The following is a 21,393-nucleotide window of genomic DNA, read 5'->3' on the forward strand; positions in this document are numbered from 1 at the left end:
GCAGTGCACCCTGACGACGGGCCGTGGCCGGTACGCATCGGCCGCGGCCCGTCGTCGTCCCACCCACCGGAGGACGAGATGACCGACGCAACCACCCCCCTGGCCCAGCTCTCCGCCCACGGCGTGTCCGTGTGGCTCGACGACCTGTCCCGCGAGCGGCTGACGAACGGCTCGCTGCAGGCGCTCATCGACACCGACCACGTGGTCGGTGTGACGACGAACCCGACGATCTTCGCCGGTGCCCTGTCGAAGGGGTCCGCCTACGACGCCCAGGTGGCCGAGCTCGCCGCCGCGGACACCGACCTCGAGAAGGCCGTCACGACGATCACGACCGACGACGTGCGGGCCGCGTGCGACGTGATGGCCCCGGTGTTCGAGGCCTCCGCCGGCCAGGACGGTCGTGTGTCGATCGAGGTCGACCCGCGCCTGGCCCGCGACACCGCCGGCACGATCGCCCAGGCGCGCGAGCTGTGGCGGATCGTCGACCGCCCGAACGCCATGATCAAGATCCCCGCCACCGAGCAGGGTCTGCCGGCCATCGCCGACGCGATCGCCGACGGCATCAGCGTCAACGTCACGCTCATCTTCTCCCTCGACCGCTACCGCGCCGTCGCCGCCGCCTACCTCGACGGCCTCGAGCGCGCGCAGGAGAAGGGGATCGACCTGTCGACCATCCGCTCCGTCGCGTCGTTCTTCGTCTCGCGCGTGGACGGCGAGATCGACAAGCGGCTCGACGCCCTCGGCACCTCCGAGGCCACGGCGCTGCGGGGGCGCACCGCGATCGCCAACGCCCGGCTCGCCTACGCCGCGTTCGAGGAGATCTTCGACGCGCCCCGCTTCACGGAGCTCGCCGCCGCCGGGGCCCACCGTCAGCGTCCGCTGTGGGCCTCGACCGGCGTGAAGGACGAGGCGTACCGCGACACGATGTACGTCGAGGAGCTCGTCGCGGACGACACCGTCAACACGATGCCGGAGAAGACGCTCCGCGCCACAGCGGACCACGGGGAGGTCACCGGCGACACGGTCAGCGGCCGCGCCGAGGAGTCCCAGCGGGTCCTCGAGGAGCTCGCGGCGGTCGGGATCGACATCGACGAGGTCACCGACAAGCTCGAGCAGGAGGGCGTGCACAAGTTCGAGGTCTCCTGGGACGAGCTGCTGCAGACGGTGCGCTCGGCGCTGGACGCGGCGAAGGCGTGACCTCCACGGCGTGACCTCCACGGCGTGACGTCCGCGGGTGCGGGCCCGCTGGTCGGAGCGGCGCGCCCGTCCCGACGACGACGGCCCGGTGGCGGAGCTCAGGCTCCGGCCACCGGGCCGTCGTCGTTCGTCGTGCGGGAAGCTGTGGGAGGGCGGCGCGGGCGCAGCCGGCGACCGCCGGTCGGTCGGGTCAGGCCGTGCCGCGGCGGGCGCGCAGGGCGCTGAGCGCCTCGTCGAGGAGGGCCGCGCCGTCGTCGTCCGACCGGCGCTCCTTCACGTACGCGAGGTGGGTCTTGTAGGGCTCGTTGCGCGGGGCGTCCGGCGGGTTCTCCCGGTCCTGGCCGGCGGGCAGGCCGCAGCGGGGGCAGTCCCAGGTCTCGGGGGGCACGACCTCGGCGTCGACCGCGAAGCTCGGGCTCGACTCGTGGCCCTGCGCGCACCAGTACGTGACCTTGACGCGGGGGGCGAGCTCGCCGCGCTCCATCTCCCCCATCGGGCCCGCTCCTACGCGCGAGCCCCGGATCGCGTTCCCCCCGGCCATGTCAGTCTCCGAACTTCATGATGAGGCCGAGCATGACCACGCACAGGCCCCACGCCACGGACACGCCCACGGTCAGCCGGTTGAGGTTGCGCTCGGCGACCCCGGAGGAGCCGACGGACGAGGTGAGCCCGCCGCCGAACATGTCCGACAGGCCGCCGCCGCGTCCCTTGTGCATGAGCACGAAGAGGACGAGCACGCTGCTCAGCAGGACGAGCAGCACGCTCAGGACGACCTTGAGCCAGATCACGGACACAACTCCTCGGGAACGACGCGGGACGCCAGGAGGCGCCCCGACGATGATAAGCGATGCTGCGGGGGCCCGGACGCGGCCCGCGAGGCGGCGCGGCGCACGGGGCGTCCTCGCCCGGACGCTCCCGTCGGACCCCGGGCCCCGGACCCCGGAAGCCGGACGGCGGTCGGGCGAACGCCCGTACGTCCACGCACGACGACGGCGGGGGACGCGATCGATCCGACCGCCTCCCCCGCCGTGCGGGTCGTGCCTGGTGGCTCGGGTCAGCCGCCCACGTGCTGCTGGTAGCGCACGATCGCGGCGAACTCCTCGGCCTTGAGGCTGGCGCCCCCGACGAGCGCGCCGTCGACGTCCTCGCCCGCCATGATGGCGGCGATGTTCGCCGACTTCACCGAGCCGCCGTAGAGGACGCGGACCGAGTCCGCGAGCTCGGCGGTGTAGAGCTCGGCGAGGCGGGCGCGCACGGCGGCGCATACCTCCTGCGCGTCCTCGGGCGTGGCCACCTCGCCGGTGCCGATCGCCCAGACGGGCTCGTACGCCACGACGACCGTGGCGGCCTGGTCGGCGTCCAGCGCCTCGAACACGCCGGTGACCTGGGCGGTCACGTGCTCGACGTGCTGCCCGGCCTGGCGGACGTCGAGGCCCTCGCCGACGCAGATGATCGGCGTGATCCCCGCACCGAGCGCGGCGGCAGCCTTGCGGCCCACCAGCGCGTCGTCCTCGGCGTGGTACTCGCGACGCTCGGAGTGTCCGACGACGACGTGGGTGACGCCGAGCTTGGCGAGCATCGCCGCCGAGATCTCGCCGGTGTAGGCGCCCGAGGCGTGCTCGGAGACGTCCTGCGCGCCGTAGCGGATCTCCAGCTTGTCGCCGTCGACCAGGGTCTGCACGGACCGCAGGTCCGTGTACGGCGGGACGACGACGACCTCGACCTGCTCGTGGTCGTGCTTGGCGTCGGCCAGGGTCCACGCGAGCTTCTGCACGAGGTGCGTGGCCTCGTGGTGGTCGAGGTTCATCTTCCAGTTGCCCGCCATCAGCGGGGTGCGGGTGGTCACGCGTTGTCCTCCAGGACGCTGAGACCGGGGAGCACCTTGCCCTCGAGGAGCTCGAGGGAGGCACCGCCGCCGGTGGAGATGTGGGAGAAGGTCGACTCGTCGAAGCCGAGGAGCCGGACGGCGGCGGCGGAGTCGCCGCCGCCGACGATGGTGTAGCCGTCCGCGTCGGACAGCGCCTGGGCGACCGCCTTCGTGCCGGCGGCGAACGGGGCCATCTCGAAGACGCCCATGGGGCCGTTCCACACGACCGTGCGCGCGCCGGCGATCGCCTCCGCGTACGCCGCGGACGTCTCCGGGCCGATGTCGAGACCCATCTGGTCGGCGGGGATCGCATCGGCGGCGACCGTCGTGGCCGGTGCCTCGGCGTCGAACGCCGGCGCGACGACGACGTCGGAGGGCAGGAGGATCTGCACGCCGCGCTCGGCGGCCTGGTCGAGGTAGCCGCGGACCGTGTCGAGCTGGTCCTCCTCGAGGAGCGAGGTGCCGACCTCGTGGCCCTGGGCCCCCAGGAACGTGAACGCCATGCCGCCACCGACGAGCAGCGTGTCGGCCTTGCCGATGAGGTTGGCGATGACGCCGAGCTTGTCGGAGACCTTCGAGCCGCCGAGGGCCACCGCGTAGGGGCGCTCCGGGTCGGTGGTCGCGCGGGACAGCGCCTCGACCTCGGCGAGCACGAGCTCCCCGGCGGCCGCGGGCAGGACCTGGGCGATGTCGTAGACCGAGGCCTGCTTGCGGTGGACCACGCCGAAGCCGTCGGAGACGAACGCGTCGGCGAACCGCGCGAGGTCGGCGGCCATGGCCTGACGCTCGGCGTCGTCCTTCGAGCTCTCGCGCGGGTCGAAGCGGACGTTCTCGAGCAGGAGGACCTGGCCGTCGGCCAGGGCCTCGACGGCGGCGGCCGCGCCGTCGCCCACGACGTCGGGGGCGAGGGTGACCTCGCGCCCGAGCAGCTCACCGAGGCGGGCGGCGACCGGGGCCAGGCTGAACTCCGGCCGCACCTCACCCTTGGGGCGGCCGAGGTGCGCCATGACCACGACCTTCGCGCCGGCGTCGGCCAGACGCGTGAGGGTGGGCAGGGCGGCGCGGATGCGCCCGTCGTCGGTGATCGTGGTGCCGTCCAGCGGGACGTTGAAGTCCGAGCGGACGAGCACGCGGCGACCGGCGAGGTCACCGAGGGACTCGATGGTCTTCATGCGGTACTCCTTCTGCGTCGAGAGGGTCTCAGGGCCGGCCGGACAGGCCGCGACGCCCGCCCACGGCGCAGTGCGCTGTGTGCGGGCGTCGCGGTCGGCCGGTACGGGGCTGCGTCAGAGACGGTCGCCGATGTACTTCGCGAGGGTGACGAGCGAGGACGAGTAGCCGAACTCGTTGTCGTACCAGGAGACGACCTTGACCTGGTTGTCGATGACCTTGGTGAGGCCGGCGTCGAAGATCGACGTGTGGGAGTTGCCCACGATGTCCGAGGAGACGATCTCGTCCTCGGTGTACTGGAGGATGCCCTTGAGCTCCTCGCTCTCCGCGGCCTTCTTCATGGCGGCGTTGACGGACTCGACCGTGACGGGCTTGGTCGCCGTGAACGTGAGGTCCGTGGCGGAGCCGGTCGGGGTCGGCACGCGGAGCGCGTAGCCGTCGAGCTTGCCCTTGAGCTGCGGGAGCACGAGGGAGACGGCCTTCGCGGCACCGGTCGAGGTCGGGATGATCGACAGGGCGGCGGCGCGGGCGCGGCGCAGGTCCTTGTGCGGCCCGTCCTGGAGGTTCTGGTCCGCGGTGTACGCGTGGATGGTCGTCATGAGGCCGCGCTCGATGCCGAACTCGGCGTCGAGAACCTTGGCCATCGGCGCGAGGCAGTTCGTCGTGCACGAGGCGTTGGAGACGATGTGGTGGGCGGCCGGGTCGTAGTCGGTGTGGTTGACACCGACGACGAAGGTGGCGTCCTCGTTCTTGCCGGGCGCGGAGATGATGACCTTCTTGGCGCCGGCCTCGATGTGGGCCTTCGCCTTGGTCGCGTCGGTGAAGCGGCCGGTCGACTCGATGACGATGTCGGCGCCGAGCTCGCCCCAGGGGAGCTTGGTCGGGTCGGCCTCGGCGGAGGCGCGGAACGTCGTGTCGCCGACCGTGATCGAGTCGTCGTCGTAGGTGACCGTCTCGTCGAGGACGCCGAAGATCGAGTCGTACTTCAGCAGGTGGGCCAGGGTCTTGTTGTCGGTGAGGTCGTTGATGCCGACGATCTGGACGTCCGCGCCGGACCGCAGCAGGGCGCGCGTGAAGTTCCGTCCGATGCGGCCGAAGCCGTTGATGCCAACCTTGATGGTCACTGTGGTTCTCTCCTCCTCGGTGCACCGGTCCGGCGCACGCATGTCGGTCAGGCCGTCGGGAGGCGGGCACCTCGGCCCGTGGGCCGTCGCCGTCCTCCCTCACGAACGATCCTAGTGCGTCGCGGGGACCTGCACGGGGGACGATCGTCCGTCGTCCGCCGGCGGTGAACGTGCCTGCACGGATGGTCGCCGCCGGGCACCGGTGGTGGGAGGAGTGGCGGACGTCGACCACTCCCCCGACGGGGCCGGGCGGCGTCACCGGTGCGGTCGGGAGCGGGTGCGGACCGGTCAGTCGTCGTCGTCGTCGGGCGGGAGGACCGCCTGCGTGCTCGGCACGCCGAGCTCCTCCGCGCGGCGGTCGGCCATCGCGAGGAGGCGACGGATGCGGCCGGCCACGGCGTCCTTCGTCATCGGCGGGTCGGACATGGCGCCGAGCTCCTCGAGGGAGGCCTGCCGGTTCGCCATCCGCAGCCGGCCGGCCTCGAGGAGGTGGTCGGGCACGTCGTCCCCGAGGATCGCGAAGGCGCGCTCGACCCGGGCGCCGGCCGCGACCGCGGCACGGGCCGACCGGCGCAGGTTCGCGTCGTCGAAGTTCGCCAGGCGGTTCGCCGTGCCGCGCACCTCGCGCCGGGTGCGGCGCTCCTCCCACGTGAGGACGGCGTCGTGGGCACCCATGCGGGTGAGCAGCGCGGAGATGCCGTCGCCGTCACGGACGACGACCCGGTCGACGCCGCGGACCTCCCGGTTCTTCCCGGCCACGCCGAGCCTGCGGGCGCAACCCACGAGGGCGAGGGCGGCCTCGGGACCGGGGCAGGTGATCTCGAGCGACGAGGAGCGGCCCGGCTCCGTCAGCGAGCCGTGGACGAGGAACGCCCCGCGCCAGGCGGCGGTCGCCTCGGCGACGCCCGCGCCGACGACGGCGGTCGGCAGCCCGCGGACGGGCCGGCCGCGGTTGTCGAGGAGCCCGGTCTGGCGGGCGAGGGCCTCGCCGTCCTTGACGACCCGGACGATGTACCGGGTGGTGCGCCGCAGGCCGCCGGGTGAGACCACGAGGATGTCGCCGTGCAGGCCGAACAGCTCGTCGATCCCGGTGCGCAGGCGGCGGGCGACGATCGCGGTGTCGAGCTCGGCCTCGAGGACGATGCGTCCGCTGACGATGTGGAGCCCGCCGGCGAAGCGGAGGATCGTCGAGAGCTCGGCGCGCTTGGCCGAGGCCTTGGGGACGTCGACGCGGGCGAGCTCGTCCTTGACGGCCGCGGTGAGAGACATGACGCCCATCTTCACATCCCCGCCGCATCCGCGCGTCCGGTCGCGTCGACGTCTCCCTCGATGCGCTCCATCGCGTCGCGCAGGGCTGCGGCCAGCCGCAACGGGTCGTGGACGGCCACCTCGCCGGTCGCGCGCACCTGCCTGAGCAGCGTCCGCGCACCGATGGCGGCGGCGGCCCGCTCGAGCTCGTCGAGGTCGTCGACGGCGAGCGGGTCGGCGACGACGACGTCGAGCCGGAGGTCCGGTGCGTGGTCGTGGAGCGAGCGCAGGTGGTCGGAGACGGTCATGCCCTCGGACTCGGAGTCGTCGTTCGAGAGGTTGAGGATGAGCGCCCGGTGGGCGGTCGTCGTGCACAGGGCGTCGACGAGCTCGGGCACGAGCAGGTGGGGCACCACCGAGGTGTACCAGGACCCGGGACCGAGGATCACCCAGTCCGCCTCCCGCACCGCCGCGACGCCCTCCGGCCGAGCGGGCGGGTCGGCGGGCAGCAGCCGCACGGACCGCACCCGGCCGTCGACCTTGGCCACCCGGGACTGGCCGCGCACCACGCGCACCTCCCCCGTCCCCGGGACGACGACGTCGGCCTCGATGTCGAGCGGGACCGCGGACATGGGAACCACGCGGCCCCGCACGCCCAGCAGGCTCGCCACCCACTCGAGGCCCTGCACCTCGTCGCCGAGGATCCGCCACAGGGCGACGATGAGGATGTTGCCCACGCTGTGGTTGTCGAGCGGGCCCTCGGAGTGCAGGCGGTGCTGGAGGACGTCGCGCCAGGTCTGGCCCCACTCGCCGTCGTCGCACAGGGCCGAGAGCGCCATCCGCAGGTCGCCGGGGGGCAGCACGCCGAGCTCGCTCCGCAGGCGGCCCGAGGAGCCGCCGTCGTCGGCGACCGTGACGATCGCCGTGATCGCGGACGTGAGGTGCCGGACCGCGGACAGGGTGGCCGATAGCCCGTGACCGCCGCCGAGGGCGACGACCCTGGCCCCGCGGGCGCCGGTGCCGAGCGCGTCGGGCACGCCCGAGTAGCCGGGGTTGCCCGGCGACGGGACCGCCATCACTCGCGCCCCACGTCGCGGTGCAGGGTGCGGACGATCTGGCCGCGCTCGCGGAAGAGCTGCGCCATCCGCTCGGTGATGGCGACCGAGCGGTGCTTGCCGCCCGTGCAGCCGACGCCGATGGTGACGAACGGCTTGAGCTCGTCGAGGTACCGGTCGAGCACGGGCGCGATGGTGTCGACGTAGCTCTCGACGAACTGCCCGGCGTCGGGCTGCGAGAGGACGTACTCGGAGACCTTCTCGTCCTGGCCCGTGAGGTGGCGCAGCTCCGAGACCCAGTACGGGTTGGTGAGGAACCGGACGTCGACCACGTGGTCGGCGTCGAGGGGGAGCCCGTACTTGAACCCGAAGGACATGATCGACAGCCGCACCTGGCGGTCGACGCTCTGGCCCGCCTCCTCGCGCACCCGGCGCGCGAGGTCGTGCACGGACAGGTCCGTGGTCTCGATGATGACGTCGGCCCGGCTGCGCAGGTCCCGCAGCAGGGAGCGCTCCGCGGTGATCCCGTCGAGCAGCCGGCCGTCCCCCTGGAGCGGGTGCGGGCGCCGGACGGACTCGTACCGGCGCACGAGCTCGGCGTCGTCCGCGTCGAGGAACATGATCCGGTAGTCGGTGCCGCGCTCGCGCATCTCGGCGAGCACGGCGACGAGCTCGGAGAAGAACGCGCCCGAGCGCACGTCGACGACCGCGGCCAGCCGGCGCACCCCGGCGCCCGGCGTGAGCAGCCCGGCGAGCGCGCCGAGCAGCCGCGGCGGCAGGTTGTCGACGACGTACCACGACAGGTCCTCGAGGGCGGCCGCCGCGCGGGAGCGGCCGGCGCCCGACATGCCCGTGATGATGAGCAGCTCGGCGGGCTCCACCTCGGGGAGCTGCGAGGACTCGTCGAGCTCCGGGATGCCGTCGGGGACCGTCGGCGGGCGGGGGTCGGCACCGTCAGTCATGCGCACAGTGTGCCAGTGATCACGCACCGTCGGACCGCTCGCCCGTGCCTTCCGCGAGCTCCTCGGGCGGAACCGGCTCGTCCTTCGCGACCGGTGCGGTCGGTTCCGGGGCGAGGGCCTCGAGCACCGCCCGGGCGGTCGCCGGCCCGATCCCGCGGACCTCGGCGACCTCCTCGACTGTCGCCGCACGCAGGCGCTTGACCGAGCCGAACGCCTTGAGCAGCGCCTTCTGGCGGGTCGGGCCGAGCCCGGGGACGTCGTCGAGGACCGACCGGGTCTGCCGCTTCGACCGCCGGGATCGGTGGTGCGTGATGGCGAACCGGTGGGACTCGTCGCGCAGGTGCTGGAGCAGGTACAGGGCGGGCGAGGTCCGCGGCAGGATGACCGGGAATGGCTCGCCCGGCAGCCACACCTCCTCGAGGCGCTTTGCGAGCCCGACCACGGGGACGTCGTCGACGCCGAGATCGGTCATCGCCCGGTGCGCGGCGTTGACCTGGGGCTCGCCCCCGTCGACGACGACGAGCTGAGGCGGGTAGGCGAAGCGGCGCGCACGGCCGGTGGTGGGATCGACCGGACCGACGTCGAGAGGGATGCCGTCGTCGTCGAGCTCGACCGGGCCCGAGCCGCCGGCGGCCGCCTGCGCGACGGCGTCCACGGCGGTGCTCGCCGCCTCCCGCTGCTCCCGCTCGGCGAGGTAGCGGGCGAACCGGCGGCGCAGGACCTCGTCCATCGCGGCGGTGTCGTCCCGCGCGCCGCTGCCGTCCTCGCCGCGGACGACGAAGTGGCGGTAGTCGGCCTTCTTCGGCATCCCGTCCTCGAAGACGACCATCGAGCCGACCTGCTCGGTGCCCTGGGTGTGGGAGATGTCGTAGCACTCGATGCGCAGCGGGGTGGACCCGAGGTCGAGCGCCTCGGTCAGCTCGGCGAGCGCGAGAGAGCGGGTGGTGAGGTCGCCGGCCCGGCGGCTCTTGTGCAGCGTGAGCGCCTGCTCGGCGTTGGTCGTCACCGTGGCGAGCAGGGTGGCCTTGTCACCGCGCTGCGGGACCCGGACGCGCACGCGGGCGCCGCGCCGCTCGGCCAGCCAGTCGGAGATCTGGTCCGCGTCCGCCGGTTCGACCGGGACGAGCACCTCGGTGGGGACGGCGGTGGTGGGTGTGTGCTCGACGTCGTCGGGGCTCGTGGCTCCCCCGTCCGCGGGGCGCCGCCGCGCGGTGCCGACCGATGCCGGGTCGTGCGGTGCCCGCCCGCCCGGCGCGGCGGGCCCGTCCCCGTACACCTGACCGAGCAGCTGGGTGAGCAGCCCGGCGTCGTCGATGTCCTCGACCCGGTCGACGACCCAGCCGCGCTGGCCGCGGATGCGTCCGCCGCGCACGTGGAAGACCTGGACGGCGGCCTGCAGCTCGTCGCTCGCCAGGCCGAAGACGTCGGCGTCGGTCCCGTCCGGCAGCACCACCGCGTTCTGCTCGACCACCCGGCGCAGCGCGGCGACGTCGTCCCGCAGGCGGGCGGCGCGCTCGAAGTCGTGCTCGGCGGCGGCGTCCTTCATGTCCCGCTCGAGCTGGCGCAGGTAGGGGCCCGTGCGCCCGGCGAGGAACTCGCACATCTCCTCGGCGATCTCGCGGTGCTCGTCGGGGGTGACGCGGCCGACGCACGGGGCGGAGCACTTGTCGATGTAGCCGAGGAGGCACGGGCGGCCCGAGGACGCGGCCTGCCGGTAGACGCCCGGCGAGCACGTGCGCACGGGGAAGACGCGGAGCAGCTGGTCGAGGGTGTCCCGGATCGCCCAGGCGTGCGTGTAGGGACCGAAGTAGCGGGTGCCCTTCCGCTTCGTCCCGCGCAGCACCTGCGCCCGGGGGACCTCCTCCCCCATCGTCACCGCGAGGTAGGGGTAGGACTTGTCGTCGCGGTACTTGACGTTGAACCGCGGGTCGAACTCCTTGATCCACGCGTACTCGAGCGTGAGGGCCTCGACCTCGGTGCCCACCACCGTCCACTCGACCCGGGACGCCGTCGTCACCATCTGGCGGGTGCGCGGGTGGAGGACGGCGAGGTCCTGGAAGTAGTTCGTCAGGCGCTGACGGAGCGACTTCGCCTTGCCGACGTAGATGACGCGGTGGTCGTCGTCGAGGAAGCGGTAGACGCCCGGGTCGGTGGGGATGTCCCGCGTGGCCGGGCGGTAGACGGACGGGTCGGCCATGGGCCGAGCCTACGTCCGGCCGCCGACGTCCTCGGTCCGTGGTCGGCGTCCTCAGGCGCTGGGCGGTGTCGCCCGCACCTCGACCGGCTCGACCCGGACCGGGACGCCGAGCGAGCGCGCGAGGTGGTTGTGGTCCCGGGCGGCGGCGTGCAGGCGCGCGGCGGTCTCCTCGCCGACGTGCCCCGCGTAGGTGACCTTCGGCCGCAGGACGATCTCGGTGAACGGGCCGGAGCCGCCGCCCTCGATCCGCTGGGTCGCCGTGGCCTGGTCGACGTACCCGGTGACGACCACCCCGTCCTTGGCCGCCGTGCGCAGGAACCACAGCATCTGGGCCTGCGAGACGGCGCCGACGAACAGCTCCTCGGCCTTGTAGCGCGAGACGTCGGAGCGGACGCGCAGGTCGGAGCTCGCCAGCAGTGTCGGCTTGCCGTCGACCCGCACCTCGTGGTCGCGCGAGTAGGAGGTGTACCCGGCGGTGCCGTTCTCGTCGGCACCCGTCCAGTCCACGGTGACGTCGAAGGTCTGCAGTGCTCCCATGCGGGGAGCCTAGTCGGACGTGGCGCCGGTCATGAGGAGGCCCGACCGGCGACCGCGCCGCAGCGCACGATGTGGAAGAGTTCTCGAGGGGCTCGCGGTGGGGCCGACGACGAGGGAGACCTGAGGATGACGACGTTCGAGCAGTTCGACGCCGCGGCGCCGATCGCGCCCGGGACCATCGACCGGTGGCGCGACCGGGCGCCGGCCGGACTCGTCGAGGTGTGGGAGCGGCAAGGCAGCGGGCTCGTCGGCGACGGGTACCTGCGCGTGATCGACCCCGACCGCGCGGCGCAGATGCTCGACGGCGTGCTCGGTATGCCGCCGGCCGCCGTGCCGGTCCTGACGACCGCCCTCGCCGACCTCGTCCTCTACATCGCGCCCGTCTTCCACGTCGCGCGCTTCCGACGCGGCACGATCGACCAGCTCGCGTTCGCGACCGACCAGTTCTACGCGGACCTGACGAACGAGGAGTTCCTCGACGGCGTGCTCGAGCGGCAGCCCTACCCGGCCGCGGCCGAGCGCCTGGGCGTCCCCGGCATCGACGAGTGCCTGTTCTACGCGCCGCTGCTGACGATCGGCGGCTCCGAGGTCGAGGGCAACCTCCACCGCGGCGGACTGTGGGAGAACCTCTCGCTCACCGTGCAGATGTCGGGCCTCCCGCAGCCGCGCAACGCGCGGAACTGACCACAGCCGTCACCGGGCCGCGGCGTACTCCTCGAGGCGGCGGGCGAACCCGGCCCGGTGCACCTTCGCTCGCGCGTAGTCCAGCAGCGTCTGGTCCGACGACGTGGCGGGTTCGTCGAGGACGAGTCCGTCGAGGGCCAGGACCGCGTCGAGCACCGGCTCGAGCTCGACGTCCGATGCACTGCTCCGCACCAGCCGAGCGACCGGACGCCAGCCCGAGGAGTCGCGCAGATTGATGTCGGCGCCGGCGGCGACAAGCCTCGGGACGAGTGCGGCCACGGGCGTTCCGTCCACCGGCGGCCGGTCGAACAGCGCGTGCAGGACGTTTCGTCCTTCCGGCACGGTCGTCGCCGACGCGTCCGCACCGGCGTCCAAGAGCGCCGAGATCATCGCGCGTCCGGCCGAGCTCTTCGAGCTACTTGCAGCCGCCACGATCGCGGGCAGACCGGTCGCCGAGACCGTGTCGACCGGCTCGACCTTCAGGCGCTCGTAGAACTCCTCGACCATCCCGTACTTGGCGGTCAGTGCCAGATCTCGAACCACGTCCCCACCTCTCGACCGATCCGGCCGCTGACGGCCGGTTCCGGCGGTCAGCTCCGGTCTAACGACCAGTGACCGATGTGAACCCCGAGGTGACGAACGGCCGGAGGAGCACCTCGCGGTGCTCGGGGGCCAGGTCGTCACCACGGGCGATGGCGACCGCCGCGGTCTCGACACGGTCGTGCAGCTGGCGTCGCCGGCGCCCGGTGAGGTGCTCGTCCGTCAGCCCGACCTCGGAGATGGCGGCGAGGGCGGCGCTGCTCACAGCCCCACGAACAGCGGCGGGCAGGCCGCCGACGATCGCCTTGACCGCCGCGGGGCGCTCCTGGACGGTGGTGTCGCCGGCCATGAGCCCGACCCAGGTCTCGCTGGGCGTCGCCACGACCTCGTCGAGGAACGCCTGGACGTCGTCGTGGTGCTGTCCGTACTTCGGCGTCATGCCGCTCCTTCACCGTCGAGAGATTCACCGTGTGCGGCCGCCCGGCGGCAGACCGCGCTCACGGTACGTCGACCGTGTGGTTGACGGTGAAGTTCGGGTTGATGCGGACGTCGCCCAGCAGCTCGTCAGGGATCCCGCTCCGCTCGATGATGGCGTCCATCTGCGCACGAAGGTCGGACGCGAGGCCGTCCTGGCCGCCCCACTGGGAGCCGAACGAGGAGTTCACGCCCGCGTCGCCCATCCCGGTGAAGTTGTTCGGGTTGCCGCCGGCCACCTGGTCGGGTCCGTGGAGCACCGCCTGGTCGGACATCTCGTCCTCAGCCTGGGCGCGCGCCTGCTCGGGGCTCAGCCCCTGCTCCTCGAGTGCATCGGCACGCTGCTGAATCTGCTGGTCGCGGTACTGAGCCTGGTCGGCCTCTCCGGTCCGACCTCTCTCGCTGTACCCGGCCGTGTGCTCCTCCCAGTCGTTGGCGCTCTGCTGCGCGAGGCTCTGCTGCTGGAGCTCGGCCTGGCGATCGAACTCCGCGCCACTGTGGTCCGTGTTCGAGTGGGTGAACTCGATGTCGACCTGCTCGTTGAAGCGCAGCACGCCGTTGTCGTTGATGATCGATCCGTCGTCGATGAAAGGCTGCAGCTCGGGCGGCACGACATCGGGATCCTGCAGGCGGCCGCTGTCGGTCAGTCCGGACGGTGACTCGACATCCGGATCCACCGTCCCGACGTATCCGTCGTCGTTCGGCCTCGCGTCGTGGTGGGGGTGGCGCGGGTCCGCGGTGTCGTCGCCCCAGCGCTCGCTCGAGGGCGCGCGCGGTTCGTCGACGTCGGGTGCCGAACTGTCGGGAGTGTCCGGACGCGGCGCGCCGCCGGGGTTCTCGAGCACCCACGACTCGTTGTCCGGGTCCCACTTCATGTGGGTATTGCGTCGTCCGTCCGGACCGTCCGGCCGCAGCGGATCGCCGTTGCGGTGGTCGACCGGCTGTCCGTCCGAGTTGCGGGGCGCGTTGTCGAGCGCGTCCGCCACGTCCTGATCGGTGTAGCGACCGGGCGCCTCGCTCTGCGGCACGGTATTCCGCGGCGACGAGTCCGGGTCCCACTGGTTGTCCGGACCGTCCGTGTCGGTATCGGGACGACCGTTCGGGGTCTCGGCGTCGGGCGAGTCCGGGTCCGGGCTCGACCCGGGCGCGTCGGGGTCCGGGGCCTCGCTCTCCGGCCGCGGTGTCGGCGAGTCCCCCTCGGGGGAGTCGCCGTCCGGGCGCGGCGTCGGAGCGTCGGCATCCGGCGCCTCGGAATCGGGACGACCACCCGGGGTCTCGGGCGACTCCCCGTCCGGGCGCGGCGTCGGGGCATCGGCCGATGGCGTGTCCGGACGACCACCTGGAGTGTTGGACGAACCGGGAGTGTTCGAGGAACCCGGCGCGTTCGACGACGGCGAGCCCGGGGACGACGGAGCGTTGGGTGCCGCCGAGGCCGGCGGACGAGACGTACCGGGAGTGTTCGACGAGCTCGGGGTGTTCGACGAGCTCGGGGTGGTGGACGAACCGGGACTGCTGGGTGCTGCGGAGGAGCCCGGCGTCCCGGCACGGGGAGCCGCTGATCCACCGGAGCCGGAGCCAGATCCCGAGCTGCCCGACTGCCCGGAACCGCCGCCCGAGCTGCCAGAGGGGTTGTTGGAGACGACCGGCCCGTCCGCCTGCGGTGCCGGACGAGGCGTCGGGGCGGGCGCCGATGAGCCCGGTGCGTCCGGGGCCGCCGCTGTCGGGGTCGGTCGCGCGTCCGGCAGTGTCGGCGCGGTCGAGTCGACGCTGGGGGTGGCCGGCCTGGGCGGCGGAGTGCTCGAGCCCGTTCCGCCCGACGACGACGGAGCGGAGTCCGAGGATCCCGACGGCGCCTGGCTCGGGCCGGCTGTGTTCGCGGCGGGCGTGCTCTGGCCGGGTCCGTCGGCTCCAGGCGTGGCTGCCGCGGGCTCGGGCGACGTTCTCGGGGCCGGCTGGGACGGGGACGGCGAGCTGCTCGAGCCCGGTCCGTCCGCGTTCGATGCCGGGGCGTTCGGCGCGGCATCGGCGTCCGGCGCGCTGGTGGAGGGCGAGTTCGACCCCGGAGCGTTGGACCCGGGCGAGTTCGAGCCCGGCGAGTTCGCCCCCGGAGCGTTCGAGCCCGGAGCGTTGGACCCGGGCGAGTTCGAGCCCGGCGAGTTCGCCCCCGGAGCGTTCGAGCCCGGAGCGTTCGAGCCCGGGCTGTTCGGCCCCGGCGTGCTGTCCCCGGGCGAGTTCGACCCCGGCGAGTTCGAACCGGGCGTGTTCGAGCCCGGCGAGTTGGAGCCGGGGGCGTTCGAGCCCGGGCTGTTCGACCCCGGCGTGCTGTCCCCGGGCGAGTTCGACCCCGGCGAGTTCGAACCAGGGGTGTTCGAGCCGGGCGAGCTCGACCCCGGATTGTTCGACCCGGGCGAGTTGGAGCCAGGACCGTTCGACCCGGGCGAGCTGTCCCCGGGCGAGTTCGAGCCCGGGGTGTTCGACCCGGGCGAGCTGTCGCCGGGAGTGTTCGAGCCCGGCGTATTCGACCCCGGCGTATTCGACCCGGGCGAGTTCGACCCGGGCGAGTTCGCCCCCGGCATGTTGTTCGACGCCGGCACGGGGTCGGACGGCCCCCCGGGCGGACGCGGCATTCCCGGCGTCACCTCGGGCCAGCCGGGCCTGGCCGGGATGACCGCGCTCGGGTTGGTGAGGATGCGAGGAAGGCGGGCCATGATCTCGTCGAGCTTGTTGAGCAGGCCGCGCAGTGCGGTGACGGAGTCGATGACTCCGTCGATCTTGGCCGTCAGCCGCGCCGCGGCACTCGAGACCTTCGCGATGAGCCCCCGGATCGCCTCGGGGATGAGCGGCGGGACGAGTGCCTTGAGCCCCGCACTGACGATGGCGCCCACGATCTCGGCGATCGCGTCCCGCACGATGTCGTGCACGGCCTGGACGATCATCGCTGCGCCCTGGAGCGCCATCGCGGCGGAGCCCGCCCCCTCGGCGCACGAGCCGAGGGCGTCGATGTTGCGCTGCTGCACGCCCCGGTAGGTCGTGATGGCGCCCGCCGACATCCAGCCCATCTGGTTGTCGAGGTGCCCCTGGAGCGCGGTCTGCGACTCGGTGAGCTGGGTCTGGACGTTCGTCCAGGTGTTCGCGAACGCGGTCACCGCGTCGGCGTCGCCGGTGAGGTCGTCGAGCCAGCCCTTGAGAGGCTGGAAGTGCTCGAGCAACCAGCCGACACCCATCGAGATGATGGCGCCGAACGGGTCGACGAACGCGGTGAAGTCGAGGACGGCGGTGAGGCCGGAAACGGACGCGGCCACCCAGTCCTCGTTCTGCATGCCTGTGACCACGCCCTCGAGGCCCTCGAGCATGAAGGTGCCCTGGAGCGCGGTGGACGAGTCCTCGACGGGTGCGACGAGTGGGTTGGGTGCAGACACGTCAGACCTCCACGGTGGTGTCGACGCCCTCGAACTCGACCGACGCGTCGTCGTCCGTGGTGTCGAACGCGGTGGCCATGTCCCGCAGCGGGATCACGGTGCCGTCGATCTCGTCGGCGACCGACTGGATGGCCTGGGAGACCGACGTGGTCAGCGGGCTGATGATCGGCGGCAGGAACGGGGTGCACATGAGCCCGAAGGCGCCGTCGAAGAGGTTGACGCTCCCGGCCGCGTCGGCCGCCATCTGCACGCCCGAGTGGTCGGCGTCCACGCTCGAGGCGTGGCTCCGGATGTCGTCGCTGTTGATGTCGATGGTGTCGTTCATCGCAGCACTCCCCCGTCCCGGCGGCGGTTCGTGCCGTCGCCGTCGTCGCTGTCGTCGTCCTCGTCGAGCCGCGGGCGGTACAGGGCGTCGAGCGACGTCGACGTCTCCGAGTCCACGCCGCCGACGTCCTCGGCCAGCTCGCGCACGAGCCGGGCGAGCTCGACCCGAGCCGCGTCGTTCGCCTCGAGGACGTCCTGCCGGATCTGCACGAGCGTCGCGTCGCTCACCTTCTCCGTCAGCGCGAGGTCCACCATCGCGCCGTGCACGTCGAGCGTGACCTCGGCACCGCCGTCCTTGCTCACGCCGACAGCCCGCAGGTCCTCGACCCGGCGGCCGAACTCCTCGTACGCCTCGGACTTCGCCTGGACCTGGCGGACCTGGTCCTCGATCCGCTGCTTCTGCTCGTCCCGCTGCCGGGCGACGTCGGGCGAGACGAAGGCGGATCCGTAGGGCAGCTGGCTCATCGGGTCTCCTCGGGCTGGAACGGGTAGGCGGGCGTCGGGCGCTGTGTCTCGGGGTCGAGGACCTGTCGGCCGTCCGGGCCGCGGCGGACGAGCAGCCGGGTGCCCACGGGCATGCCCCAGGCTCCCAGCACGTAGGGGTCGACGCCGGCGACCTCGTCGACCGGGACGGCGACGACGTGGCCGGTGTCCTCGCGGTAGCGGGGCACGTCCTCCTCGGACCAGAACCGCCAGCCGGAGTCGCCGTCCCACGCCGGCTCCTCGCGGATCATCCACTCGATCGGCGCCGCGCCCTCGACCACGTGGTGGGTGGCGAGGCAGGACTGGGTGATGCCGGAGTCCACCGGAGGACCGGCGACCTCTCCCGCCTCGGCCCGCAGCTCGTCCTGGCGCTCGGCGTGCGCCGCGCGGTACTCCTGCATGCGGCGCAGGAGGAACGGCCGGGTGCCGAGGCGCCGCACGAGCTGGACCGGGTCGACACCGAAGGCGTTCGGCGTGGTGAGGTCGACCGAGTCACCGGCGAACCACAGGTCGTACAGGCCGCCGAGGCCGTCCTCGGGAAGGCGCAGGAGAGCGAGCAGGTGCGAGGGAGTCCGGCCGTCGTAGGTCCGCGCGTTCGGGTCGGCACCGGCCTCGAGGAGCCGACGCACCATGGCCGTGAGCGCCGCCGGGTCGGCCCAGCTGCGGGCGAAGGCGATGTGGAGCGGCCCGAACCCCTTGGCGTTGCCGACGGGCCGCGCCCCCTGGTCCAGCAGGAAGCCCGCGATCCGGACGCGCGCGCCCTCATCGGTGTGGCCGAGCGCAGCGAGCAGGAGCGGCTGGCCGAGGCGGGTGACGTCCTGCTCGCCGTCGTCGTAGTGCTCGAGGAGCTCGTCGATGGTGCCGCACTCGGCCGCCTCGAACAGCGCGAGGCGCCGCTCCGTCCGGGCGCGCGCCGTCGAGGGGTCCTCGCTCATGCTGTCCACCATCTCCTCGCTCGGCGTGCCCGGGTCCGCGACGACGGTAACGATCCGGTCACTTCACCCCTGGACGGTGGGGTGGGGAGCACTCCCCACCCGGGTCGGTGGCACGTCGCTCTGCGCCCCTCGGTCCCGCATCCGGGTCGGCCGCCGGGGCCGCAGCTCCCCCGCCCGGTCAGGCCCGGGCGCGCTCCGTCAGGCCGGCACGCGGTCCGCGGCGCCGTCGAGCACCTCGGCGAGGAACTCTCCCGTGTACGAGCCGTCGACGCGGGCGACCTCCTCGGGGGTGCCCTCGGCGATGACGAGCCCGCCGCCCGAACCGCCCTCGGGGCCAAGGTCGATGATCCAGTCCGAGGACTTGATGACGTCGAGGTTGTGCTCGATGACGACGACGGAGTTGCCCTTGTCGACAAGGCCCTGCAGCACGAGCATGAGGCGTCGGATGTCCTCGAAGTGGAGTCCGGTGGTCGGCTCGTCGAGGACGTAGATCGTGCGACCGGTCGAGCGGCGCTGGAGCTCGGCGGCGAGCTTGACGCGCTGCGCCTCGCCGCCCGAGAGGGTGGTCGCCGACTGCCCGAGCCGGACGTACCCGAGCCCGACGTCGACGAGCGTCTGGAGGTACCGCGTGATGCGGGTGGACGCCGAGAAGAACTCGACCGCCTCCGCGATCGGCATGTCGAGGACCTCGGCGACGTTCTTGCCCTTGAACCGCACCTCGAGCGTCTCGCGGTTGTACCGCGCTCCCCCGCACGTCTCGCAGGGCACGTACACGTCGGGCAGGAAGTTCATCTCGATCCGGAGCGTGCCGTCGCCCTTGCAGTCCTCGCAGCGCCCGCCCTTGACGTTGAACGAGAACCTGCCCGGGCCGTAGCCGCGGACCTTCGACTCCGTGGTCTCCGCGAACAGCTTGCGGATGATGTCCCACAGGCCCGTGTACGTGGCGGGGTTCGACCGCGGCGTCCGCCCGATCGGCGACTGGTCGACGTGCACGACCTTGTCGAGGTGCTCGGTGCCGGTCACCCGCCGGTGCCGGCCGGGGATCTGCTTGGACCGGTTGAGGGCACGGGCGAGCGCGGTGTACAGGACCGAGTTGACGAGCGAGGACTTGCCCGAGCCGGACACTCCCGTGACGGAGACGAGGATGCCGAGCGGGACGGAGACCGTGACGTCGCGCAGGTTGTTCTCCGTCGCGCCGTGCACGGTGAGCATCCGCCCCTTGTCCACCGGTCGCCGTTCGGCGGGCACGAGGATCTCGCGGCGGCCGGCGATGTAGTCGCCCGTGATCGAGCGCTCGACGTCCGCGAGCCCGGCGTACGGCCCGGAGTAGACGACCTCGCCGCCCGTCTCACCCGCTCCCGGGCCGATGTCGACGACCCAGTCCGCGGTGCGCATCGTGTCCTCGTCGTGCTCGACGACGATGAGGGTGTTGCCGAGGTCCCGCAGCCGGGTCAGCGTGCCGATGAGCTTGCGGTTGTCCCTCTGGTGCAGGCCGATGCTCGGCTCGTCGAGCACGTAGAGCACCCCGACGAGGCCGGAGCCGATCTGGGTCGCGAGGCGGATGCGCTGGGCCTCGCCGCCGGACAGCGTGCCGGCGGGGCGCGAGAGCGTGAGGTACGTGAGCCCGACGTCGACGAGGAAGCCGAGCCGCGCGTGGATCTCCTTGAGGACCTGGGCCGCGATGGTCGCCTCCCGCCGGTCGAGCGGGAGGTCCGTGAGGAACTCCTTGGCGTCCGCGATCGACAGGTCGCACAGCTCGGCGATCGACTTCCCGCCGACGGTGACGGCGAGGACCTCGGGCCGCAGCCGCGCCCCGTCGCACGTGGGACACGGCACCTGCCGCATGTATCCCTCGTACTTCTCCTTCGACCACTCGGACTCGGTCTCCTCGTGGCGGCGCTTGACCTGGGCGAGCGCACCCTCGAACCCGGAGGTGTAGGTGCGCATGCGGCCGAAGCGGTTGCGGAACCGGACCGTCACCTCGTGGTCGTGACCGTGCAGGAGCGCGTCCCGCGCGTGCTCCGGCAGCGCGCGCCACGGCACGTCGAGGGAGAACGCGAGCTCCTCGGCGAGGGCCGCGATCTGGCGCGTGTAGTAGTCCCCCTGGCCCGACCAGGGCAGGATCGCGCCCTCGTTGAGGGAGAGCTCGGGGTCCGGGACGATGAGCTCGGGGTCGACCTCGAGCCGCGTGCCGATGCCCGTGCAGTCGGGGCACGCGCCGTAGGGGGCGTTGAACGAGAAGGTGCGCGGCTCGACCTCCTCGAGCGTGAGCGGGTGGTCGTTCGGGCAGGAGCGCTTCTCCGAGAACCGCCGCTCGCGCTCGGGGTCCTTCGCGTCGAGGTCGACCATGTCGACGACGAGGAGGCCGTCCGCCAGCCGGAGGGCCGTCTCGACCGAGTCGGTCACCCGCTGCTGGACGCCGTCCCGCACGACGAGGCGGTCGACGACGACGTCGACGTCGTGCTTGCGACGCTTGTCCAGCGCGGGCACGTCGGTGAGCGCGACCACCTCCCCGTCCACGCGCACGCGGGCGTACCCCTGGGCCGTCAGCTCGCGGAACAGCTCGAGGTGCTCGCCCTTGCGGCCGCGCACCACCGGGGCGAGGACCTGGAAGCGCGACCCCTCGGGCATCGCCATCAGCTGGTCGACGATGTTCTGCGGGGTCTGCGAGCGGATGACCTCGCGACACACGGGGCAGTGCTGGGTGCCGGCGCGGGCGAACAGGAGCCGGAGGTAGTCGTACACCTCCGTGATCGTGCCGACCGTCGAGCGCGGGTTCCGGCTCGTCGACTTCTGGTCGATGGCGACCGCCGGGGACAGGCCCTCGATGAAGTCGACGTCCGGCTTGTCCATCTGCCCGAGGAAGAGCCGCGCGTACGACGAGAGCGACTCGACGTACCGCCGCTGCCCCTCGGCGAAGATCGTGTCGAACGCCAGGGAGGACTTGCCGGAGCCCGACATCCCGGTGAAGACGATAAGGGAGTCGCGCGGAAGATCGAGGTCGACGTTGCGCAGGTTGTGCTCGCGCGCGCCCTGGACGATGAGGCGATCAGTCACTCGGGCAACGATAGGTCACCCCACCGACATTCGCACAGCTGTTCGAGCGCCGGGTCGGTCACCTCGTGCACCCCGTGCGGGCCCGCCCGCACCCGCTCCCCGACCACCTCGCCAGGTCTC

The 21,393-nt window shown here is 72.6% G+C and carries 20 protein-coding genes; 3 read left to right on the top strand and 17 right to left on the bottom strand.

All coding sequences use genetic code 11. From position 1 onward, the window contains the following. Window positions 1-78: 78 nt before the first annotated feature. Complete coding sequence (gene tal / locus ACZLMO_RS11770; protein ID WP_463653858.1) at window positions 79-1,197, top strand: transaldolase; 1,119 nt, start codon at window positions 79-81, stop codon at window positions 1,195-1,197. A gap of 190 nt (window positions 1,198-1,387) precedes the next feature. Here tal and ACZLMO_RS11775 read toward each other — a convergent pair whose 3' ends face one another. The 10 genes from ACZLMO_RS11775 to ACZLMO_RS11820 all read right to left on the bottom strand — a co-directional run bounded on the left by ACZLMO_RS11775 (window position 1,388) and on the right by ACZLMO_RS11820 (window position 11,357). Then, window positions 1,388-1,738: an RNA polymerase-binding protein RbpA gene (locus tag ACZLMO_RS11775; protein WP_463653859.1), complete on the bottom strand. Its 351-nt coding sequence runs from the start codon at window positions 1,736-1,738 to the stop codon at window positions 1,388-1,390. A gap of 1 nt (window position 1,739) precedes the next feature. After that, window positions 1,740-1,985, bottom strand: a complete 246-nt coding sequence (secG, locus tag ACZLMO_RS11780) for a preprotein translocase subunit SecG (RefSeq protein WP_463653860.1) — start codon at window positions 1,983-1,985, stop codon at window positions 1,740-1,742. A gap of 266 nt (window positions 1,986-2,251) precedes the next feature. Next, complete coding sequence (gene tpiA / locus ACZLMO_RS11785) at window positions 2,252-3,043, bottom strand: triose-phosphate isomerase (protein ID WP_425714163.1); 792 nt, start codon at window positions 3,041-3,043, stop codon at window positions 2,252-2,254. Further along, a complete protein-coding gene (locus ACZLMO_RS11790; RefSeq protein WP_425714164.1) occupies window positions 3,040-4,236 on the bottom strand; it encodes a phosphoglycerate kinase in 1,197 nt (398 codons plus the stop codon). Before ACZLMO_RS11790 ends, tpiA begins: the two co-directional genes overlap by 4 nt. A gap of 114 nt (window positions 4,237-4,350) precedes the next feature. Next, window positions 4,351-5,358, bottom strand: a complete 1,008-nt coding sequence (gene gap / locus ACZLMO_RS11795) for a type I glyceraldehyde-3-phosphate dehydrogenase (RefSeq protein ID WP_425714165.1) — start codon at window positions 5,356-5,358, stop codon at window positions 4,351-4,353. Window positions 5,359-5,646: 288 nt separating this feature from the next. Then, window positions 5,647-6,627 carry a DNA-binding protein WhiA gene (whiA, locus tag ACZLMO_RS11800; RefSeq protein WP_425714166.1) on the bottom strand — a complete coding sequence of 327 codons (981 nt, stop codon included), beginning with the start codon at window positions 6,625-6,627 and terminating at the stop codon, window positions 5,647-5,649. A gap of 11 nt (window positions 6,628-6,638) precedes the next feature. Next, window positions 6,639-7,682 (bottom strand): gluconeogenesis factor YvcK family protein, encoded by a 1,044-nt coding sequence (locus ACZLMO_RS11805; protein ID WP_425714167.1) that lies wholly within the window; start codon window positions 7,680-7,682, stop codon window positions 6,639-6,641. Further along, entirely contained in the window at window positions 7,682-8,623 is a 942-nt protein-coding gene (gene rapZ / locus ACZLMO_RS11810) for an RNase adapter RapZ (protein WP_425714168.1), read from the bottom strand. The genes ACZLMO_RS11805 and rapZ overlap by 1 nt, the downstream gene beginning before the upstream one ends. Before the next feature lie 19 nt (window positions 8,624-8,642). Then, window positions 8,643-10,820, bottom strand: a complete 2,178-nt coding sequence (gene uvrC / locus ACZLMO_RS11815) for an excinuclease ABC subunit UvrC (protein ID WP_425714169.1) — start codon at window positions 10,818-10,820, stop codon at window positions 8,643-8,645. Window positions 10,821-10,871: 51 nt separating this feature from the next. Beyond that, window positions 10,872-11,357: an OsmC family protein gene (locus tag ACZLMO_RS11820; protein ID WP_425714170.1), complete on the bottom strand. Its 486-nt coding sequence runs from the start codon at window positions 11,355-11,357 to the stop codon at window positions 10,872-10,874. Between the two features lie 126 nt (window positions 11,358-11,483). Here ACZLMO_RS11820 and ACZLMO_RS11825 point away from each other — a divergent pair, with 126 nt between their 5' ends. Beyond that, the gene (locus ACZLMO_RS11825; RefSeq protein ID WP_425714171.1) at window positions 11,484-12,041 is read left to right on the top strand and encodes a T6SS immunity protein Tdi1 domain-containing protein; all 558 of its coding nucleotides are present in this window, start codon (window positions 11,484-11,486) and stop codon (window positions 12,039-12,041) included. A 9-nt stretch (window positions 12,042-12,050) separates the two neighbouring features. Here the strand turns inward: ACZLMO_RS11825 and ACZLMO_RS11830 are convergent, their stop codons facing one another. Genes ACZLMO_RS11830 through ACZLMO_RS11840 form a run of 3 tightly spaced genes read right to left on the bottom strand, consistent with a single transcriptional unit; the run spans window position 12,051 to window position 14,083 of the window. Further along, window positions 12,051-12,584: a hypothetical protein gene (locus ACZLMO_RS11830; protein ID WP_425714172.1), complete on the bottom strand. Its 534-nt coding sequence runs from the start codon at window positions 12,582-12,584 to the stop codon at window positions 12,051-12,053. Window positions 12,585-12,642: 58 nt separating this feature from the next. Then, the gene (locus tag ACZLMO_RS11835) at window positions 12,643-13,020 is read right to left on the bottom strand and encodes a hypothetical protein (protein ID WP_425714173.1); all 378 of its coding nucleotides are present in this window, start codon (window positions 13,018-13,020) and stop codon (window positions 12,643-12,645) included. A gap of 58 nt (window positions 13,021-13,078) precedes the next feature. Further along, a complete protein-coding gene (locus ACZLMO_RS11840) occupies window positions 13,079-14,083 on the bottom strand; it encodes a polymorphic toxin type 15 domain-containing protein (protein WP_425714174.1) in 1,005 nt (334 codons plus the stop codon). A 334-nt stretch (window positions 14,084-14,417) separates the two neighbouring features. Between ACZLMO_RS11840 and ACZLMO_RS11845 the strand changes: the two genes are divergently transcribed. Next, complete coding sequence (locus ACZLMO_RS11845) at window positions 14,418-16,082, top strand: hypothetical protein (RefSeq protein WP_425714175.1); 1,665 nt, start codon at window positions 14,418-14,420, stop codon at window positions 16,080-16,082. A 393-nt stretch (window positions 16,083-16,475) separates the two neighbouring features. On the opposite strand, the gene ACZLMO_RS11850 is transcribed toward ACZLMO_RS11845, so the two are convergent. The 4 genes from ACZLMO_RS11850 to uvrA form a co-directional block, all read right to left on the bottom strand. Next, window positions 16,476-16,799, bottom strand: a complete 324-nt coding sequence (locus tag ACZLMO_RS11850) for a type VII secretion target (protein WP_425714176.1) — start codon at window positions 16,797-16,799, stop codon at window positions 16,476-16,478. Next, window positions 16,796-17,263, bottom strand: coding sequence for a hypothetical protein (locus ACZLMO_RS11855; protein WP_463653862.1), 468 nt, complete (start codon window positions 17,261-17,263; stop codon window positions 16,796-16,798). Before ACZLMO_RS11855 ends, ACZLMO_RS11850 begins: the two co-directional genes overlap by 4 nt. Next, window positions 17,260-18,216, bottom strand: coding sequence for an immunity protein Imm33 domain-containing protein (locus ACZLMO_RS11860; protein WP_463653863.1), 957 nt, complete (start codon window positions 18,214-18,216; stop codon window positions 17,260-17,262). The genes ACZLMO_RS11855 and ACZLMO_RS11860 overlap by 4 nt, the downstream gene beginning before the upstream one ends. A 198-nt stretch (window positions 18,217-18,414) precedes the next feature. Then, window positions 18,415-21,273: an excinuclease ABC subunit UvrA gene (gene uvrA, locus ACZLMO_RS11865; protein WP_425714179.1), complete on the bottom strand. Its 2,859-nt coding sequence runs from the start codon at window positions 21,271-21,273 to the stop codon at window positions 18,415-18,417. Window positions 21,274-21,393 lie beyond the last annotated feature (120 nt).

The organism is Georgenia sp. G2120, from assembly GCF_055326485.1.

Excerpts from the sequence above, each read along its gene's own strand:
- tal (WP_463653858.1), top strand. The coding sequence starts at position 79 with ATGACCGACGCAACCACCCCCCTGGCCCAGCTCTCCGCCCACGGCGTG.
- ACZLMO_RS11775 (WP_463653859.1), bottom strand. The coding sequence starts at position 1,738 with ATGGCCGGGGGGAACGCGATCCGGGGCTCGCGCGTAGGAGCGGGCCCG.
- ACZLMO_RS11790 (WP_425714164.1), bottom strand. The coding sequence starts at position 4,236 with ATGAAGACCATCGAGTCCCTCGGTGACCTCGCCGGTCGCCGCGTGCTC.
- whiA (WP_425714166.1), bottom strand. The coding sequence starts at position 6,627 with ATGTCTCTCACCGCGGCCGTCAAGGACGAGCTCGCCCGCGTCGACGTC.
- ACZLMO_RS11805 (WP_425714167.1), bottom strand. The coding sequence starts at position 7,682 with ATGGCGGTCCCGTCGCCGGGCAACCCCGGCTACTCGGGCGTGCCCGAC.
- rapZ (WP_425714168.1), bottom strand. The coding sequence starts at position 8,623 with ATGACTGACGGTGCCGACCCCCGCCCGCCGACGGTCCCCGACGGCATC.
- uvrC (WP_425714169.1), bottom strand. The coding sequence starts at position 10,820 with ATGGCCGACCCGTCCGTCTACCGCCCGGCCACGCGGGACATCCCCACC.
- ACZLMO_RS11820 (WP_425714170.1), bottom strand. The coding sequence starts at position 11,357 with ATGGGAGCACTGCAGACCTTCGACGTCACCGTGGACTGGACGGGTGCC.
- ACZLMO_RS11825 (WP_425714171.1), top strand. The coding sequence starts at position 11,484 with ATGACGACGTTCGAGCAGTTCGACGCCGCGGCGCCGATCGCGCCCGGG.
- ACZLMO_RS11835 (WP_425714173.1), bottom strand. The coding sequence starts at position 13,020 with ATGACGCCGAAGTACGGACAGCACCACGACGACGTCCAGGCGTTCCTC.
- ACZLMO_RS11850 (WP_425714176.1), bottom strand. The coding sequence starts at position 16,799 with ATGAACGACACCATCGACATCAACAGCGACGACATCCGGAGCCACGCC.
- ACZLMO_RS11855 (WP_463653862.1), bottom strand. The coding sequence starts at position 17,263 with ATGAGCCAGCTGCCCTACGGATCCGCCTTCGTCTCGCCCGACGTCGCC.
- ACZLMO_RS11860 (WP_463653863.1), bottom strand. The coding sequence starts at position 18,216 with ATGAGCGAGGACCCCTCGACGGCGCGCGCCCGGACGGAGCGGCGCCTC.